The organism is Spirillospora sp. NPDC049024, assembly GCF_040649235.1.
Classification (GTDB): domain Bacteria; phylum Actinomycetota; class Actinomycetes; order Streptosporangiales; family Streptosporangiaceae; genus Spirillospora.
Genome location: NZ_JBEZFD010000020.1, coordinates 31,973 through 48,248 on the forward strand (window position 1 = coordinate 31,973; position 16,276 = coordinate 48,248).

A 16,276-nucleotide genomic window follows, 5' to 3' on the forward strand; every position below is an offset into this window, starting at 1 on the left:
GCGGCCGGTGCGGGGACGGCCGGCCCGTGGGGGTGATGTGGTGCTTGTGGTTGATTTAGCGTAAGCGGACGTCACATCCTAAGCTGCGCGTCGATCGGATCCGCGCCTGATCTGACCTGGAGACGGGAGCTCCCCCGTGAATTCGCCCGCCACGACCGAACTCTGCAGGGTCACCATCGTCGCGCCGAAGCGGCGCATCGACGTGTCCCTGCCCGCCGACGTGCCGCTCGCGCACATGCTCCCCACGCTGCTGCGCGCCGCGGGCGAGGACATGGCGGACGCCGGGCTCGCCCACTCCGGGTGGGTTCTGCAGCGGCTGGACGGCGACCCGTTCGACGCCTCGCAGACCACCAGCGCCCTCGGCGTCCGGGACGGGGAGATCCTGTACTTCCGGCCGCGGATGGCGCAGCTGCCGGAGATGTCCTTCGACGACGTCGCCGACGTCATCGCGTCCGGGATCCGGGAGCGCACCGACCGGTGGCGCCCGACCACGACCCGCTCCTTCGGCCTCGGCGCCGGCGGGATCGCGCTGGTCGTGGGCGCGATCGTGATCGCGCTGTCCGGGCCGCCGTGGATCGTCCCGGCCGTCGCCGCGGGGCTCGTCGCGCTCGTCACCCTCATCATGGCGACGGTGCTCTCGCGGGCCGTCGCCGACTCCGGCGCCGGCGTCATCCTCGGCTACGCGGCGCTCCCGTACGCGTTCCTCGCCGGGCTGGCGGCGCCCGCCCGCAAGAACCTCGAACTGCTCGACCTCGGCGCCCCGCACCTGCTGGCCGGGTTCGGGGTGACCGCGCTCGCCGCCGTCATCGCCGCGTTCGCGATCGCCGACGGGCTGCCGGTCTTCCTCGGCGTCGCGTTCGCCGCGTTCGTCGGCGCGATCGGCGCGGGCGTCGGGTTCGCGTTCGACGGCCTGCCCGCCGCGGGCATCGCCGCCGTCGCCGCGGTGGTGGTGATGATGTTCATCGCGGCCGTCCCGTCGCTGTCGTTCAAGCTGGCGCGGATGCCGCTGCCGCCCGTCCCGAGCAGCGCCGAGGACCTGCGCCGCGACACCGAGACGGTGGACGGCCGGCAGGTGCTCGCCCGCACCGCGGCCGCCGACCGGTTCTCCACCGGGCTCATCGCCTCGATCGCGCTGGTCGCGGCGGGGGCGATGCTGTTCCTGTTCGGCGAGGACGGCTGGGCCGGCCCGGCGACGTCCGCGACGATGTCGGTGTCGCTGCTGCTGCGGGCCCGCATCTTCCGCGGGGTCTCGCAGCGCTCGTGGATGCTCGTGGTCGGGCTGTTCGGCCTGGTGCTGACGACGATCGGGATGGCGCTGCACGGGAGCCAGGTGGTCGCGCTCGCCGCGGCGCTCGTCCCGCTGCTGGTGCTCACCGGGATCGTCGTCGCGGTGACCCTGTGGCTGCCGGGCCACCGCCCCACCCCCGTCTGGGGCCGCTGGGGCGACATCCTCGACATGCTCGTGATGATCGCGCTGATCCCGCTCGCGCTCGCGGTACTGGACGTCTACGCCCGCGTGCGCGGGCTGGCCGGGTGACGGACCGATGCAGAACCGGCGGGATCTGTACCAGGCGCACCGCCTGATGACGCAGCGGGTCGGGCTGGCCCTGCTGCAGGGCGAACCCGACGTCGCCGAGTCGCCGATGCGGCGCCTCTCGGTGGGCGCGTTCGCGGGAGTGATGGTCGGGCTGCTCGTCATCGCGGTGTTCGGCATCTGGGGGATCCTGTCCCCGGGCGGCGCCAAGGGACTGGACGAACCCGGCAAGCTCATCATCGAAAAAGAGACCGGGACCAAGTACATCTACGACGCCAACACCAAGAAGATGTTCCCGGTGGCGAACTACGCGTCCGCGCTGCTCGCCCTCGACTCCGACAGCTCGCCCGAGCGCCGCACGGTGTCGCGCAAGTCGCTGGCGAAGTTCGAGCGCGGCGCGATGATCGGCATCCAGGGCGCGCCCGACTCGCTGCCCGACAGCGCCCAGCTCATCCGCGGCCCCTGGTCGGTGTGCACCCGCGAGGCCGCCGGGCCGACCGGCGTGAAGCGGCAGATCAGCGCGCTGGCCGCCGGCCGGCAGGTGGGCGGGCGCCGGCTGGGCGAGGGCGAGGCCGTCGTCGTGCAGACCGGCGGCGTCCCGTGGGTGGTCTGGAAGGACCACCGCATGCAGCTGACGATCGCCGCGAACCAGGTGACGGCGCTGACCGGCGGCCCGGGCGCCGTCGAGGTCCCGGCGACGTGGCTGAACGCGATCCCGGCCGCGGGCAACTTCGGCTCGCCGGACGTCCCCGACCGCGGCAAGGCGGTCCCCGGCCCCCGGGGCGGGACGGCCCGCGTCGGGCAGGTGTTCAAGGCCGAGACCGGCGCCGGCGGGCAGGCGCTCTGGTACGTGATGCTCGCCGACGGGCTCTCCCAGATCAACGAGACGCAGGCGCAGCTGCTGCTGCGGGACGTCAGGACCGCCGCCGCCTACCCGGGCGAGCAGGCCAGGCCGCTGCCGACGGACGTCCCGTCGGCGCAGGCGCGGGCCTCCGGGACGCGGCTGCTCGACAACAACCTGCCGCCGACGCTTCCGAGGTTCGTCGCCTGGGACACCTCCACGCCGCTGTGCTCGGTGTTCCCGGTCGGCTCCGCGAAGGCGCAGCTGACGATGGGCGGCTCGCTTCCGGCGCCGTCCGCGGGCGTGCTCGGCTCCGGCACCGCCGGCTCGTCCGGCACGATCGACCAGATCGTGCTGCCGCCCGGCGGCGCGGCGCTGATGAGCCTCGTGCCCGCCGGCGGCGACAGCTCCGGGGACGGCTCCGGCGGCGGCTCGGGGTCGCTGTCGCTCGTCAACGACCAGGGCGTCCGGTTCGCGCTGCCGTCGGCGGAGATCGCCAAGAAGCTCGGCTACGACGCCAAGAAGGCGGCGCCCGTCCCGTCCAGCGTCATCCACCTCATCCCGCAGGGGCCCGCCCTCGACCCGGCGCTCGCGCGGAAGCCGATCTCCACCTCGAAGGCGTGAGGTGACCCAGATCACACGAACCGATAGATCATCAAGAACGTCGACATAGATGGCGTGAAACGCCTATGATCGCTGACATTTCGTGTCGTCAGGAGTGCTCCCAGGCCAGCCCTGCGAGGTGGGCCGCTCTCCACTCTCCTGAGGCGCGCGACCCGAATTCGCAAACGGAGGTGACACTGTGGGTAACACGTCCGCAGCCGACAGAGCAGCAATGCAGCAGGCCGCCACGCGGATCGAGGACTCCGCGGGCATCGTCAAGGGCCTGCAGAGCCAGCTCGAAGGGCACAAGTCGCAGCTCATGTCCGGCTGGGCCGGTAACGCCGCGGTGTCGTTCGACCGTGTCTTCAACGAGTTCCAGACCGAGATGAACAAGGTGCGCACCGCCCTCGAGGGCATGCACCAGAAGCTCGTGCACACGAAGATCACGTACGAGAGTACGGAGCAGGAGCAGCAGGACGCGGTGAACAAGATCAACCAGCTGCTCAACGGCGGCACCTGATCGGCTCCCTTTCCCGTCATTCCTCCGACCGCAAAGGACTCCTCCCGTGAGCGACAGCTACACAAAGGCCAATTTCGGCGCGATGCAGCAGGCCCAGGCCGACTTCACGCTGGCCTACCGCGCCCTCGTCGACGAGCTCGACGACCTTGAGAAGAACCTCGAACAGCACCTCTCCCAGTGGGAGGGCGGCGCCCAGGCCGCCTACTGGGACGCCAAGCGCCAGTGGGACTCCGCCGCGGCCCACATCGGGCAGGTCCTGAACCAGCTCGGTGTCGTCATCGGCGACGCGCACAGCAACTACAGCGGTGCGGAGCGGGCCAACCAGAACATCTGGGCGGGCTGACCCCGGGGCACATGCCCTGGTCTACGTCGTGCAGGACCTCGGCCGGGGGTCTGCACGGCGTAGTCGTGCCGGGGGCAGGGACATGATTCGCCAGGAGGGCGAGCGATGGGCGACAAGTTTCATCTGACAGACGAGCAGCTCAAGAACGTCGAGTACACCGAAACCGTCGGGGCCAACGAGTACAGCGCCGGCCAGACCGTCACGGTGCACGGGCTCACCCAGGACGAGTGGGACGACCTTCCGGAGTGGCGCCAGCGCGACCTGTACTACGAGTACAGCGCGGGCGCCCACGCCGGTAAGTGGGACGACCCGAAGAACGCCCTCCCGCGCGGCCAGGAGCCCGACCGCAGCAAGTGGGACATGAAGGCCGAGAAGGGCTACGACGTCGATCCCGCGGAACTCCGCCAGCTCGCGAAGGACATGAAGTACAAGCTCGACATCTGGAAGCGCAAGCTCAACCAGGTCGGCTCCACCCAGATCAGCACGGCCGACCTCGGCGGGGCCAAGGGCTCGGAGAAGTTCGTGGAGGTCGCGAACGCCAGCAAGAGCGGCTTCCAGGAGTACATCTCCGCCATCGAGACCGCCTACAACGGCGTGATCGGCAAGCTCAACGCGACGGCGGACCAGTACGAGAACGCGCACCACAACACCAACACCCGGGTGAAGGGCGTCGACCCGACCGGCAACGGCAACCCGAACCTCAAGTGACGGCCGTCCCGGAAGGAGGGACCCATGGGTAAGCGGAACCCCGAGTCGTACCCGATCAGGGACGGGATGGAGTTCGGGAGCTACAGCTTCGGCGACGAGAACTTCGACGACGTCAAGAACAAGCTCAAGAACATCAAGCCCGAGTCCGTCGGCCACGCGTCGACCGCGTACAAGGACGCCTCCGACGTCCTCGCGGAGATGACCGACGAACTGCGCAACAACTTCGCCAAGCGGATCGTCAAGCACTGGCAGGGCGACGTGGCCCAGGAGGCCCTCGACCAGCTCGGCCAGGTGTACGAGACGTCGGGCAAGCTGTCGGACGACAGCCACAACAACGCGCAGCTCTACAACTGGTACAAGACCAGCATCCTCGACTGGTACAAGACGACCGGCGAGACGATGGAAGACGGGTACATCAACACCGACGGTGACAACGAGCGCGCCCGCGAGTTGATGAAGAACTTCAACACGCGGATGAAGGAGGCCTTCGAGGGCCACCCGCTCAAGATCACTAAGGACCTCCCGACCTCGATCGGCGGCGGGCATGACAAGCCCGGCGGCCCCGGCAGCCCGCCCGGCGGTCCCGGCAGCCCGCCCGGCGGTCCCGGCGGTCCCGGGAGCCCGCCCGGCGGCCCGGGTGGCGTGCCCCTTCCGAAGTCCGACACCGCGAGCCCGTTCCACCCGCCGGGCAACAACAGCCCGTTCCACCCGGGTGGGACCCCGAACAGCCCGTTCCACCCGCCCGGCAACACGGGCCCGTACCACCCGCCCGGCGGCGTTCCGGGCAGCAGCCCGTTCGGCGGCCACACGGGTACCGATCTGTCGGGCATGCCCGGCGGCGGTCCCCCCGGCGGCGGCCCCGGTCTCGGCGGCGGCCCCGGCGGCGGCCCTGGCTTCGGTGCCGACCCGGGCGGCCTCGGCGGCGCGGGCACCGGCCCGGCGGGCGGTCCCGGCGGCGCCTTCGGCGGCGGCGCCGGCCTCGGCGGAGCCGGCCGCGCCGGCGCGGGCATGCGCGGCCCCATGGGCGGCATGCCGATGGGGCAGGGCGCCCAGGGCGGCAAGGACGAGGAGCGCGAGCGCAACACGTGGCTCACCGAGGACGAGGACGTGTGGGGAGCCGACGACGACACCGCTCCTCCGGTGATCGGCTGAACCCGAACGGGACGTGATGCGGGCGGACGGGGCCACGGGCCGCGTCCGCCCGCACCGGCGCGGCGGACTAGGGAGTGTGCGACAGATGCGGTGGCTGCTTCGGACGGCGGCGGCGGTGGCGGCGATCGGACTGGCGGCGGCGCCGCTCGTCCCCGCGCACGCCATCCCGGGGCCAAGGGCGGACCAGTGGTGGTTCGACTCGTGGGGCATCCAGCAGGACGTGTGGCCCCTCACCAAGGGCAAGGGCGTGACGGTCGCCGTCATCGACACGGGCGTCAACGCCCAGTTGCCCGACATGCGGCCCGTGGTGATCCCCGGCACCGACCTGACAGGCAATGGCGGGGATGGCCGGCAGGACACCGACTCCTACAAGCACGGCCATGGCACAGGCATGGCGAGCCTCATCGCATCGCAGGGCACCAAGACGGGATTCGTGGGCATCGCTCCCGAGGCCAAGATCCTCCCGATCGTCGCCTCGGTGAGCGGCACCACGACGGGCAAGGCCGTCCGCTACGCGGTCGATCACGGCGCCAAGGTGATCAACATCTCGGAGGCCAGCGAGTCCGCCGACATCTATCCGAACCAGTGCCCGCCGCAACTGCTCGAAGCCATCGAGTACGCCGCCGCGAAGGACGTCGTCATCGTCGCCGGCGCCGGCAACTCCGGTGACTTCAACAACAAGCCCGCTTATCCGGCGTCCTGCCCGGGCGTCGTCGCCGTCGGCGCGCTCGGCCAGAACGGCAAGCCGTGGAAGTCCACCCAGCGGCAGCCCTACGTCACCGTGGGCGCCCCAGGCGCGGACGTCGGCTGGATCAACAAGGATGGCCACGCCTACAACGCCGGTGAGGGGACGAGCCAGGCGTCCGCGCTGACCTCCGGTGCCGTCGCCCTCATCCGCAGCCGCTACCCGCAGATGCCTGCGCGCCAGGTCGTGCAGCGCCTGACGGCCACCGCCAAGGACTTCGGCCCGCCCGGCAAGGACGATCTGCTCGGCTACGGGGTCATCAGCATCCCGCGGGCCCTCAAGCAGAACGTCCCGTCCAGCGCGCCGAACCCGGTGTACGAGCGGCTCGACAAGGTCGCGGGTGCCAAGAAGGCCGGGGCCGGGGCCACGAAGACGGCCGCCGAGAAGGACGACTCCGGCGGCTTCCCGACCCTCATCGTGGTCGGCGTCGTGGTCGTGCTGGTCGTCGTGGGCGGCGTCCTGTTCCTGGTCCTGCGGGGCCGCAAGAAGCCGTCCGCGCCGTCCGGGCCGATGCCGGGGCCCATGGGCCCGCCGCAGCCGTTCGGCGCGCCCCAGGGCGGTCCGCAGCAGTCGCCGTACCAGTCGGGTCCGCAGCAGCGGCCCCCGGCGGGCCCGCCGGCCGGTGGACCGCACAACCCGCCGCCCGGCCGCTGACGGGATGCGCCGGAGGCTGACCGCGCCGACGTTCATCCTCTCGTCGGTGCGGACGGGTTCGACGCTGCTGCGCGCCGTCCTCGGCGCGCATTCCGAACTGCACGCCCCGCACGAGACGCACCTCGGCGACATCACGGTGGGCTTCGAGTCCCGCCAGGTCGCCGCCTCGATGGAGCGGTTCGGGCACACCGAACGCGAGCTGCGCTTCCTGCTCTGGGACGCGGTCCTCGCCGAGGAGCTCGCGCGCAGCGGCAAGCGGCACCTGGTCAACAAGTCGCCCAACGACGTCTTCATCCGCGACGAGATCGCGGCCTGCTGGCCGGACGCCCGGTTCGTCTTCCTGATCCGCCACCCGGCCGCGATCCTGCGGTCCTGGCGCAACGCCCGGCCGTACTACTCCCGCGACGACCTGGTCGCCGACATCGTCCGGTACTGCGAGGCGGTCGAGGCCGCCCGCACGGAGCTGCCGGGCCCGACCGTCCGGTACGAGGACCTGGTCGGCGACCCGGCCGGGACCGTCCGGGGCCTCTGCGACTTCCTCGGCGTGGAGTGGCAGGAGGAGATGCTCGACTACGGGAAGGCGGGCACGGACACCTTCGTCCCCGGGCTCGGCGACTGGATGGAGAAGATCAAAACTGGTCGGATCCAGCCGGACCTGCTGGTGCCCGGCCCTCCGCCACCGCAGCTGAAGGACGTCTGCGTCGCCTGGGGCTACCCGCCGGACTAGCGGCTCAGGCAGTCCTCGCACGCCGCGAGCGTCTTCGCGATCTCGCGGGCGGCCGCCTCGGCGCCCGCCCGCGCGGCCGCCTCGTCCAGCGGCACGGCCTTGCCGACCTTGGGGGAGCCGTCCACGCCGAGCGGCGACGTCGTCCCCCGGAACCGGACGCTGATGACCGCGTTGCGCAGGCGCACCGTCGCGGCGACGGAACCGGACCGGCCGAGCGGCCCGGTGAGCGTCAGATGCTGCGTGAACGCCTGGTCGCCGATGCCGATCGCGGCGGGGGCCTCGGCGTGCAGGGAACCGGGCGCGCCCTTCGCCGTGCCCGCCATGGACCGGGCCCCGTCCCACGCGGCGTCGTACTCGGACTTCGCCGAGGTGAGCCCGTCCAGATGCAGCCGCACCGAGACGTTCAGCCGCCGGGACGTGCCGACGCCCTTGGCCCCCACCGGCTCCGCCCACTCGCACGCCTCGTACCGCTCGTCCGGCGAGTTCCTCGCCTTGCTGGGGACGGGCGGGTCGGACATGGGCACGTACCGTTCGAGCGTCTCCCCGGGCACCAGCGAGCACGGCTCGGGCATGGACGTGAACCGCGCGGGCCCCGACTCGCCCGAAGACCCGCTCACGGCCCAGACACCCCCGGCGGCGGCGACCAGGACCAGCGCACCGGCCCCCAACGCCCACCGACTAGCCCACCACCGCCGCGGCACGGCGACATGCGCCTCAGCCTCTTCGGCGGCCGGCTCCGGAACCTCGACGCGCGCCTCTTCGCCCAGCCGGTCAGACCCGTCCAGCTGCTGGTCCGGAGCCAAGAACTCCGGACGCCCCCCATCCGACAAGGTTGCGAGCCCCCAACCCCACGCCCGACATTCCGCCGCGAGGCTAACACCTCCGCCCCCACTCCCGACGCAGGCCGCGTCACTCTTGACGGTCGTCGAGAGTCAGTTTGCGCATGATGGCGTTGACGCGAGAGTCCCGGTGGACCTCGAAGCACGCGGGGCGCTCGGCGACGGCCTCGTCACCTTCCAGCCACCGCACCCATTTCGGAAGCATCCGGCGGGGCGGATGGGCGTAGACCACGGCCACCCCCATACAGACGACGGCCAGGACGAGCAGGGAGATGAGCAGCGCGCTCGGGGCGTCGGCGAAAATCATCGCGGCGACGAGCAGCAGGACGGACGCCGCGACCCAGGTGGCGGCCAGGGGTGAGTAGGCCCAGGTGAAGAACGTGTTCCCGTGCCAGGAGCGCCACCGGCCCTGGTAGGCGCAGATCCCGAGGAACAACATGCCGACCACGACCAGCAGCATGATGCCCGCACCGACCATCCGCGGCGTCGAGATCGCGCCGGCGATCGAGAGGGGGAGTGTCATGGTGCACCTTGCCCGCGTTCAGCCGCGATGAGGCTGGGTCTTGTCCACGTACTCAAGGCCCGGGTCCTTCTCTCCGTCCTCGCCGCTCCCGTACTCGCCGCCTTTGAGGCCGAACAGGCCCGCCAGCTTCTCGCCGCCCTGCTCCAGGACGGGACCGCCGTTCCGGGTGTCGACGGCGCCGAGGCCGCTTACGGCGCGCTCCGAACCGCTGAGGGGCGCGACCCGGCTCGCCTGCGGAACCCCCGTCCATCTCCCGACAGGGACCTCACCCATGTACTTGCCGGTGAGCTTCTGCTCCAGGTAGGCCAGACTCCCCTTCAGCATGTCGTCGAGCCCGTTGACAGTGGCCTTGCGCATTTCCGTGACGACCCCCTCGTTTCCGTGGGCCATCTGCCACCCCACGTTGCCCGCCACAGCCCCGCCGTAGATGACGGCCGTGCTGCCGAAGGTAACGGTCAGCACCTTCGAGCCGATGCTGAGGACCTTGTAGGCCATGCTGGCGAACTGGTTCGCCTCCGCCTCCAACTCCAGGGCCGCCGGTGCGCCGATGACGGTGCCGGCCGCGACGCAGATGGCCGCGGCGAAGATCGCGAGCAGGCTCACGATGACGAACATCAGGTAGATGAACACCGCGATCATGACGGCGAGGATCCACAGAGAGATGGCGGCGACCCAGGCCATGGCGATCGTGCCGTCGAGCTGCTGGACGTACTCCTTCATCCGCTTCTCGAAGGCAGTGCGGTCGTCGCCCTCCCACGCGGACTCCTGGACGCCGCGCGTCAGCGACTCGATCTCGTCCTTGGCCTTGGTGAGCTCGTCGATCGTCTCCTTCCAGCCGTCGGCAGCGTCCCAGATCTTCTTGGGGTCGCCCTGCGCCTGGTAGACGATCTGGTTCATCGGGATGGCGGCGGGGATCACGACGGAGGCGAAGATGCACTCGTACATCGCCGCCTCGGCCAGTCCCTTCGCGGCCCCGAGAGTGTCGGTCATCAGTCACCCTTGCTGATCGTCGACTTGCGTTCGGCCTCTTGCTGGATCGCGGCCGCCTTGTGCAGGCGGTCGTTGACGTCGATCAGAACCTCGCTCTTGGCGATGAGGTCCTGGTCGGAGAACTCGATCAGTTCGGTGTACGCCATCGCGCAGAAGAACCCGAAGGTCGTGAAGGCGTCGGGCTGGGCGTCGCGCGGCTTGACGTTCAGCTTGTAGCGGGCGTTCTTAAGGATGGCGCCCACGTCCTTCTCCATGGCGTCCCCGAGCCGCCGCAGCGTCTCCGGCGAGAAGTGGACCTGGCCGCTGCTCTTGCCGCTCGGCGGCGCAGACGGCGCAGACGGCGCGGGCGGCGCGGGTGCCGGGCCCGGCGAGGGCGACGGGGTGCCTCCGGCGGGCGGCGCTCCGGCGCCGGACGGAGCGGGGGAGGGGTCGGGGGACGGCGAGTTGATGATGTTGTCGATCTTGTTCTTGCCCACGGGCTCTCCGTTCTCGGTGCTCGCGTTCGCCCGGCCGCGTCAGCGGCGCGGAGCCTGGTCCGCGATCCCGAGATTGCGCCTGAGCTGGTCGATCATCGCCTGGGTGTCCCGGCCGGCCTTTTCGAACATGCCCTGGACCTCGCCGAGCGTCTCCTTCAGCTTCTCCTTGTCCTTCATGGCGTCGAGGGGATTCACCGAGTCCCCGAACTGGAAGGCCGTGAGTTCCTCGACCTGGCGGTCGAGGTCGCGCCGGGCCGATTTGGCGGCGCTGCGGATGGCTTCGGAGAGCTCTTCGGCGGACATGCGCATCGCGCGCGGGTCGATGCGCAGTTCCGAGAGAGGGTCATGCGGACCGCACGTCACCTCGACGCGCCCGTCGGCGGCTTCGGCGTGCCCGGTGAGCTTGGCGGTCTGTTCTCGGACGGCGGTCATCTTGGCCACGCGCTGCTGCGCGTCCTCAAGAACCTTGTCCACGTCGAAGTCGTTCGCATCGAACATCGGGGGGAGCCTCGCGAATGTCGGCGACCATTAGGGCATGATGCGGGGATCGTGATCAGGCGATCACGATCCGGACATCCTACTCGCCGTTGACTTTGTGTCGCAGACATTGTCAGAGAATGAGAGCGGCGGCGGGCCCGGCGGATGGGGGCGGCGTCAGCGATGATGGTGGACCATCGATCAGTTCGATGACTGGTTCTGAAGAGGTTTTGTTGTGCCTGTGATCGTCGGCACCGTGGCGTATGCGCTGCTGGGGCTCGCCTGCGTCGCCTCGGGAGTGCGGGCTCGCAAAGGCGTGGGGAATTACACGGTTTCCCGCGGCGTCAAGGTGCCCTATGGAGAGTTGCCGCATCGGGAGCGGGTGCGCACGGGGAATGCGCTTCTCGTGCTCGGGGTGCTCTTGCTGCTGTGCACTCCGTTCGGGCTTCTGCCGGAGGCCGCCGTGGCGGTGCTCTTTCTCGCGGCGCTCTCCTCCTTCGTCGCCTACGCGGTCATTCAGACGGGGCTGCGGCGGGCGGCTCAGGAGATCGCTCGGGGCAAGGCGAGCTAGCGCGTCCTACGACGGGGGTGGGACGAGGAGGCGGTGCCAGCGGAGGGTGCGTTTTGCTCGTTCGCGGGTGGCGGGGTCTTCGGGGGGAAGTTGGGCGTTCGCGGCCCGGATGTGGTGCAGGAGGTCGGGCTCGGGCGGGATGTCGTGGTGCTCCAGGTGGTGGGGGACTCCGCCCAGCCAGATCCAGGTGCCGTCCGTCTGGTAGGTGTCGGGGACGGTGGACGGGCGCGCCGGGTCGAAGGCGTCGGAGAAGAAGCGTCCGCTGTCGTAGACGACCGGGGCCTCGCGCAGGTAGCGCAGGACCGCGTCGCGTTCGGCCGGGTCTAGGGCGGGGCGCTTCATGGTCTCCGGGTCGCCCGGGACCGGGTTGTTGGCCAGGCGCAGCGACTGCTCGTACGTGTCCGCGCGGTCGCGGAGGGCGGCCAGGGTGGGCGACTCCTGCACGGCCGCGTCCGGGGGGACGGCGCCCGCGACGGGGTCGGCGGGCATGGCGCGGCAGTGGGAGAGGACCTCGGACGCGGGGACGTTCCGGGCGTGCAGGTCGCGGAGCCGCTGGATCCAGACGCCGGCGGCGTCGCTGCCGAGGGCGGCCGCGTCGGCGCGGGGCTGGAAGAGGGCGGCGGTGCCGCCCTGCCAGAGGTAGCCGAGGACGACGCCGTCCTGCACGACCGGCAGGTACCGGACGGGCCCGTCGGTGGTCAGGTCGTAGCTCGGCGGCAGCTCGAAGTGGAGCGGCCCCCAGCCTTCCGACCGGTCCATCGGGGTGCCGTCGGGGAACTCGCCGTGGCTGAGGGACTCCCACGGGGAGCGTTCGGCGCCGGGGTTGGCCAGTTCGGCCAGGGCCTGCCTGCCGTCCGCGGTCTCCTCGCGGGCATCGGCCGGGACGCCGCCGCCGCGCGGGTCCTCGGGGCGGCCGATCCACTGCCGGATCGCCTCACGGGACGGCAGCCCCCTCGTGTAGGACTCCCGGAGCCGCTCCGACCACACGGCGGGCGCTCCGAACGCCTCCTGCACGTACTGGTTGCGGCGGATGAAGCCGGCGGACCTGTCGTCCATGCCCGCCCACAGGTACCCGACGTGGAGGCCGTTCAGCACGACGGGGAGGTACACGATCGGCGTGCGGGTCGTGTAGGAGTACGACTCGCTCGACTCCGCGGTCCGCGGCGCCTGGGGGAAGCCCTGCGGGCCGTTCGGCGGGGGGAGGTTCATGACGACTCCGAGCCGGTGATGGTCGCGACCGCGGCGGAGCGGACGTCGTCGGCGACGTCCGGCACCTGGAACCCGGTCTGCCGGATGTGGGCTGCGAGCTCGGGCTCGGGAGGGACGCCGTGGGCGCGCAGGTAGTAGCCGACGGCGCCGGGCCAGATCCACGTGCCGTCGGTGTGGAAGGTCAGCGGGACGTTCCGCGCGTGGTCCGGGTCGAGGGCGTCGCTGTCGTAGCTGCGCGCCGCCAGCACGATCGGGGCCTGCTCCAGGTAGCGGACCATCGCGTCGCGCTCCGCGCCGGGGACGTCGGGCCGCCGCGCCTCGGGCCGCCCGTCGGGGGCGGTGCCGTCGAAGGGCTTGGCGATGCGCATGCTTTGCGCCTGCGGGGCGCCCAGCCAGGCGGGGGTGTGCTCGGGGTCGCGCGGGAACCTGCGGCGTTCGGCCTCCGCCGCGTCCGGGGGCGGGGGGTTCTGCCAGCGCGGCTCGCCCTCGCGGTCGTAGCGGACGTCGTAGGTGAACGGGAACGTCAGCTTGAAGGTGGCGGAGAACCAGGTGCCGAGGCCGGGGGCGTACATGCCGGTGCGCAGCCGCTCGAACAGCTCGCCGAGCGCGGCGGGCACGTCGAACGGGCTGGGCAGCCCGGGCCCGGTGACCATGCGGAGCTGCCCCAGGGTCTCGGTGTGCGACCCGAGCGAGCGGTGCACGACCGTGCATTCCCCCCACCCCGGGGGGAGGGTGTGCGTCAGCAGCAGGGTGATCTGCTGGAGCAGGTCGTTCTGCTCGACGGGGTTCAGCGGCCCGTTCTCGCTCACGACTTACCTCTTTCCGTCCGTCCGAGGGTCATCGGCCCGCGCCTGCGGCCTGGTCGAGCCGCTCTCGCAGCCAGCCGGGGATGTGCTCGTCCGCGCGGGGGAACGCCGCGAGGTCGCGGGCCCACGCCTCGGGCGGGACGGGCGGGTCCCACAGGGGGTCGAAGTCCCCGTTGAAGCTGACCCAGTAGGCGCTCGGCGGGTCCATCATGAACCGCATCCCGAACCAGGTCCCCTCGCCGGGCCGGTACATCATCGACCGCAGCTCGCCCGCGATGAGCGCGCACTCGCGGGGCGGGTCGACGGCGGGGGAGCCCCCGTCCGGCATGATCACGGTGAGGCGGAGGTCGGTGACGCCGGCCAGCATGAGGATCTTCAGGTCGATCCGCCGCCAGCCCGCCGGGGCGACCTGCAGCACCGCCCGTCCGAGCTGCTGCGTCAGCTCCTCGTAGCGCTGCCGGTCGTAGGGCCGGGGCTCCTGCGGCGGAACCGGCACCTCGGCGGGGGGCTGGTTCATCGTGTCGCTGCTCCTCTCCTCGTCGCGCAAGTCTATTGCTCCCACCGCATCCGGCCGTGCGTTGCCAGCCGCGCGCCGAGCCATTCCGGGACGTGCGCGTCCGCGCGGGGGAAGGCGTCGAGGTCGCGTCGCCATTCGGCGGCGGGGAGCGGCGGGTTCCACAAAGGGTCGAACGCGCGGTTGTAGCTCACCCAGAAAGCGTCCGGCGGGTCCATCATGAACCGCATTCCGAACCAGGTCCCCTGGTCGGCTCGGTACATGAGCGACCGTATTTCCGCGGCCGTTTCGGCGAGTTCCGGAACGGGCTCCACCAATGGCCTGCCGCCGTTCTTGCGCACCACCGTCAGTTGGGCATCGCACACGCCGACCAGCATGAGGAACTTGAGGTCGATGCGCTTCCAGTCCTGCGGAGCGACGGCGACCAGGGTCTGCTTCATGCGGTCGAGGAGCTGCGCATGACGCTCCTCGTCGTAGGGGCGCGGCTCCTGCGGCGGGACGTCGGGTGCGACGAGCCGGACGGGCTCTCTCCTGGCCATTCCTACTCCCCGAAGTCCCATTTGTCCCGGAGCGGGACGGGTGTGCCCCCGGGCTCGCTGATCTCGACGATGTCACCGGCCTCGAGGTGGTCGCGGATCGAGCGTTCGAGGACGTAGGCCCGGCCGCGCTCGTCGGGCAGCCGCTTCGGTCCGCGTTCTCCCGGCCGGTAGACGGTCCTGGAGTCCGGGACGAAGACGGTCGCCTCAAGTGGCCGCAGGAGCCGGTAGACCCGGTAGGGCGTGTCCTCCGGATAGCCGTGCAGTTGCCGCCGCTCGAACGGCGTGCCGATGGTGAAGAGGGTGCCGAGGTTATCCCCGTCGTAGGTGTCCAGTTCCGTTCCGGCTTCCAGCGTCACCGTTTCGTCGGGGGCGGGCGGCGGGACCTTGGCCTTGGGCAGCGATGACCGGACGTGCCATTCGAAGATCTGGTGCGTGCTGACGAAGTCGCCCTTGGCGGGCACGCGGCCGGGATGGACGATGAAATACCCGCCCGGCCTGTTGTCCAGCGGCGAGAGCGCGAAGTAGGCGCGGCCTCGGGCGGCGGGGCCGTTCGGCCGCTCGGCGCCGATCGAACGCCGGATCTGGGCGGTGCCGTTGCCGAAGGGGGTCGTGATCTGGGCGGTGCCGTTGCCGGAGGGGGTCGTGAGCCTCCAAGCGTCGACACCGTCCTTGCGGACGGTGGTCCTGCTCAGGACGTTCGCCCCCTGGAGGACCGAGGAGTTCACTTCCGCGCCTGCCTCGGCGAGCGCGGCGCCGGCCGCGAACGCCGCGGCGGCCGCGGGGTCGCCGAACGCCCGGCGCTCGACGCACTCGCCGTCCGCCATGCGCACGGCCAGCCATGCGGGCGCCAGATGGACGATCGACCAGCGGCCGTCCGCCAGGCGGCCGACCAGGAACCGGTCGCCCGGCTCGGCGGCCAGGTGGTCGCGCAGCCTGGCGCGCGCGGTGTCGAACACCCCCCCGAGCCCGTCGGGCAGGGCGGCTTCCAGGTCGGATTCCGGCTGGGATGAGAACTCGTCCGCGTCGAAACGGTCCGCCGCCTCCTGGACGGCCGCCAGGCGCGCCATCCAGTCGGGGACGCGGTGGGGCTCCTGCGGGAACATCCGCAGCTCCTCGGCCGCGGCGGCGGGGGTGATCTCGTCCATGAAGGTGATCTCGTCCACGCTCTTGAACCTGACCTCCCAACGGGGGGTGCCGCCGTCCGTGACCGAGGTCGCCGCGGGCCGGAAGTGAACCTTCAGGTCCATCTGCAACCAGGTGCCGTCGCCCTCGACGTACATCCGCGATCGAAGCTCGCGCACCAGCGGATAGACACCGGAGTGCGGGAGGAGCGCCTCGGTCTCCATCGATCCGAAGGGAAGCACTCCGCGTTCCAGGGAGGTGCCCACCGCGGAATAGGCGAACCTCATGGACTCCAGACCGCCGGGCGCAAGATGGACGAGCAGCGATGCGATCTCGTCCAGGCGCTCATCCTGCTCAGCCGTGCTCAGCATGCTTCTCACCTC

At 71.1% G+C, this 16,276-nt stretch carries 19 protein-coding genes; 9 read left to right on the forward strand and 10 right to left on the reverse strand.

Translation table 11 applies throughout. From position 1 onward, the window contains the following. Window positions 1-136: 136 nt before the first annotated feature. From eccD to AB0C21_RS31190, 8 genes are all read left to right on the forward strand, one after another. Entirely contained in the window at window positions 137-1,537 is a 1,401-nt protein-coding gene (gene eccD, locus AB0C21_RS31155; RefSeq protein WP_500209030.1) for a type VII secretion integral membrane protein EccD, read from the forward strand. A 7-nt stretch (window positions 1,538-1,544) separates the two neighbouring features. Next, on the forward strand, window positions 1,545-2,999 hold the full coding sequence (gene eccB / locus AB0C21_RS31160) for a type VII secretion protein EccB (RefSeq protein WP_500209031.1): 1,455 nt from the start codon (window positions 1,545-1,547) through the stop codon (window positions 2,997-2,999). A 211-nt stretch (window positions 3,000-3,210) separates the two neighbouring features. After that, window positions 3,211-3,498: a WXG100 family type VII secretion target gene (locus AB0C21_RS31165; RefSeq protein WP_149263105.1), complete on the forward strand. Its 288-nt coding sequence runs from the start codon at window positions 3,211-3,213 to the stop codon at window positions 3,496-3,498. Window positions 3,499-3,544: 46 nt separating this feature from the next. Then, window positions 3,545-3,841 (forward strand): WXG100 family type VII secretion target, encoded by a 297-nt coding sequence (locus AB0C21_RS31170; protein ID WP_353819261.1) that lies wholly within the window; start codon window positions 3,545-3,547, stop codon window positions 3,839-3,841. 105 nt (window positions 3,842-3,946) lie between these two features. Then, entirely contained in the window at window positions 3,947-4,549 is a 603-nt protein-coding gene (locus AB0C21_RS31175) for a hypothetical protein (protein WP_500209033.1), read from the forward strand. Window positions 4,550-4,573: 24 nt separating this feature from the next. After that, window positions 4,574-5,701 (forward strand): magnesium and cobalt transport protein CorA, encoded by a 1,128-nt coding sequence (locus tag AB0C21_RS31180; protein WP_500209035.1) that lies wholly within the window; start codon window positions 4,574-4,576, stop codon window positions 5,699-5,701. A gap of 85 nt (window positions 5,702-5,786) precedes the next feature. After that, on the forward strand, window positions 5,787-7,100 hold the full coding sequence (locus AB0C21_RS31185; protein ID WP_500209036.1) for a S8 family serine peptidase: 1,314 nt from the start codon (window positions 5,787-5,789) through the stop codon (window positions 7,098-7,100). Between the two features lie 4 nt (window positions 7,101-7,104). After that, entirely contained in the window at window positions 7,105-7,827 is a 723-nt protein-coding gene (locus tag AB0C21_RS31190; RefSeq protein WP_500209037.1) for a sulfotransferase family protein, read from the forward strand. Here AB0C21_RS31190 and AB0C21_RS31195 read toward each other — a convergent pair. From AB0C21_RS31195 to AB0C21_RS31215, 5 genes are all read right to left on the reverse strand, one after another. Further along, the gene (locus AB0C21_RS31195; RefSeq protein ID WP_500209039.1) at window positions 7,824-8,630 is read right to left on the reverse strand and encodes a hypothetical protein; all 807 of its coding nucleotides are present in this window, start codon (window positions 8,628-8,630) and stop codon (window positions 7,824-7,826) included. The two genes, AB0C21_RS31190 and AB0C21_RS31195, sit on opposite strands and share 4 nt — an antisense overlap. A 106-nt stretch (window positions 8,631-8,736) precedes the next feature. Beyond that, the gene (locus tag AB0C21_RS31200) at window positions 8,737-9,189 is read right to left on the reverse strand and encodes a hypothetical protein (RefSeq protein WP_500209041.1); all 453 of its coding nucleotides are present in this window, start codon (window positions 9,187-9,189) and stop codon (window positions 8,737-8,739) included. A gap of 18 nt (window positions 9,190-9,207) precedes the next feature. After that, window positions 9,208-10,179 (reverse strand): hypothetical protein, encoded by a 972-nt coding sequence (locus tag AB0C21_RS31205; RefSeq protein WP_500209043.1) that lies wholly within the window; start codon window positions 10,177-10,179, stop codon window positions 9,208-9,210. Beyond that, complete coding sequence (locus AB0C21_RS31210; protein ID WP_500209045.1) at window positions 10,179-10,655, reverse strand: hypothetical protein; 477 nt, start codon at window positions 10,653-10,655, stop codon at window positions 10,179-10,181. Before AB0C21_RS31210 ends, AB0C21_RS31205 begins: the two co-directional genes overlap by 1 nt. A 39-nt stretch (window positions 10,656-10,694) precedes the next feature. After that, on the reverse strand, window positions 10,695-11,153 hold the full coding sequence (locus AB0C21_RS31215) for a YbaB/EbfC family nucleoid-associated protein (protein ID WP_500209046.1): 459 nt from the start codon (window positions 11,151-11,153) through the stop codon (window positions 10,695-10,697). 220 nt (window positions 11,154-11,373) lie between these two features. On the opposite strand from AB0C21_RS31215, the gene AB0C21_RS31220 reads away from it, so the two are divergent. Beyond that, window positions 11,374-11,703 (forward strand): hypothetical protein, encoded by a 330-nt coding sequence (locus AB0C21_RS31220; protein ID WP_500209048.1) that lies wholly within the window; start codon window positions 11,374-11,376, stop codon window positions 11,701-11,703. Window positions 11,704-11,709: 6 nt separating this feature from the next. On the opposite strand, the gene AB0C21_RS31225 is transcribed toward AB0C21_RS31220, so the two are convergent. Genes AB0C21_RS31225 through AB0C21_RS31245 form a run of 5 tightly spaced genes read right to left on the reverse strand, consistent with a single transcriptional unit; the run spans window position 11,710 to window position 16,264 of the window. Continuing rightward, window positions 11,710-12,912 carry a hypothetical protein gene (locus AB0C21_RS31225; protein WP_500209050.1) on the reverse strand — a complete coding sequence of 401 codons (1,203 nt, stop codon included), beginning with the start codon at window positions 12,910-12,912 and terminating at the stop codon, window positions 11,710-11,712. Beyond that, window positions 12,909-13,721 (reverse strand): hypothetical protein, encoded by an 813-nt coding sequence (locus tag AB0C21_RS31230; protein WP_500209051.1) that lies wholly within the window; start codon window positions 13,719-13,721, stop codon window positions 12,909-12,911. Before AB0C21_RS31230 ends, AB0C21_RS31225 begins: the two co-directional genes overlap by 4 nt. A gap of 28 nt (window positions 13,722-13,749) precedes the next feature. Further along, on the reverse strand, window positions 13,750-14,235 hold the full coding sequence (locus AB0C21_RS31235) for a hypothetical protein (protein WP_500209053.1): 486 nt from the start codon (window positions 14,233-14,235) through the stop codon (window positions 13,750-13,752). A gap of 32 nt (window positions 14,236-14,267) precedes the next feature. Further along, a complete protein-coding gene (locus AB0C21_RS31240; protein ID WP_500209054.1) occupies window positions 14,268-14,771 on the reverse strand; it encodes a hypothetical protein in 504 nt (167 codons plus the stop codon). Window positions 14,772-14,773: 2 nt separating this feature from the next. Next, window positions 14,774-16,264 (reverse strand): glycohydrolase toxin TNT-related protein, encoded by a 1,491-nt coding sequence (locus AB0C21_RS31245; protein WP_500209055.1) that lies wholly within the window; start codon window positions 16,262-16,264, stop codon window positions 14,774-14,776. Window positions 16,265-16,276 lie beyond the last annotated feature (12 nt).

Bases quoted from the DNA above. Each gene is read 5' to 3' on its own strand.
- AB0C21_RS31200 (WP_500209041.1), bottom strand. From the start codon at position 9,189: ATGACACTCCCCCTCTCGATCGCCGGCGCGATCTCGACGCCGCGGATG.
- AB0C21_RS31190 (WP_500209037.1), top strand. From the start codon at position 7,105: ATGCGCCGGAGGCTGACCGCGCCGACGTTCATCCTCTCGTCGGTGCGG.
- AB0C21_RS31205 (WP_500209043.1), bottom strand. From the start codon at position 10,179: ATGACCGACACTCTCGGGGCCGCGAAGGGACTGGCCGAGGCGGCGATG.
- AB0C21_RS31175 (WP_500209033.1), top strand. From the start codon at position 3,947: ATGGGCGACAAGTTTCATCTGACAGACGAGCAGCTCAAGAACGTCGAG.
- eccB (WP_500209031.1), top strand. From the start codon at position 1,545: ATGCAGAACCGGCGGGATCTGTACCAGGCGCACCGCCTGATGACGCAG.
- AB0C21_RS31215 (WP_500209046.1), bottom strand. From the start codon at position 11,153: ATGTTCGATGCGAACGACTTCGACGTGGACAAGGTTCTTGAGGACGCG.
- AB0C21_RS31180 (WP_500209035.1), top strand. From the start codon at position 4,574: ATGGGTAAGCGGAACCCCGAGTCGTACCCGATCAGGGACGGGATGGAG.
- AB0C21_RS31185 (WP_500209036.1), top strand. From the start codon at position 5,787: ATGCGGTGGCTGCTTCGGACGGCGGCGGCGGTGGCGGCGATCGGACTG.
- AB0C21_RS31240 (WP_500209054.1), bottom strand. From the start codon at position 14,771: ATGGCCAGGAGAGAGCCCGTCCGGCTCGTCGCACCCGACGTCCCGCCG.
- AB0C21_RS31245 (WP_500209055.1), bottom strand. From the start codon at position 16,264: ATGCTGAGCACGGCTGAGCAGGATGAGCGCCTGGACGAGATCGCATCG.
- AB0C21_RS31165 (WP_149263105.1), top strand. From the start codon at position 3,211: ATGCAGCAGGCCGCCACGCGGATCGAGGACTCCGCGGGCATCGTCAAG.
- AB0C21_RS31235 (WP_500209053.1), bottom strand. From the start codon at position 14,235: ATGAACCAGCCCCCCGCCGAGGTGCCGGTTCCGCCGCAGGAGCCCCGG.
- AB0C21_RS31225 (WP_500209050.1), bottom strand. From the start codon at position 12,912: ATGAACCTCCCCCCGCCGAACGGCCCGCAGGGCTTCCCCCAGGCGCCG.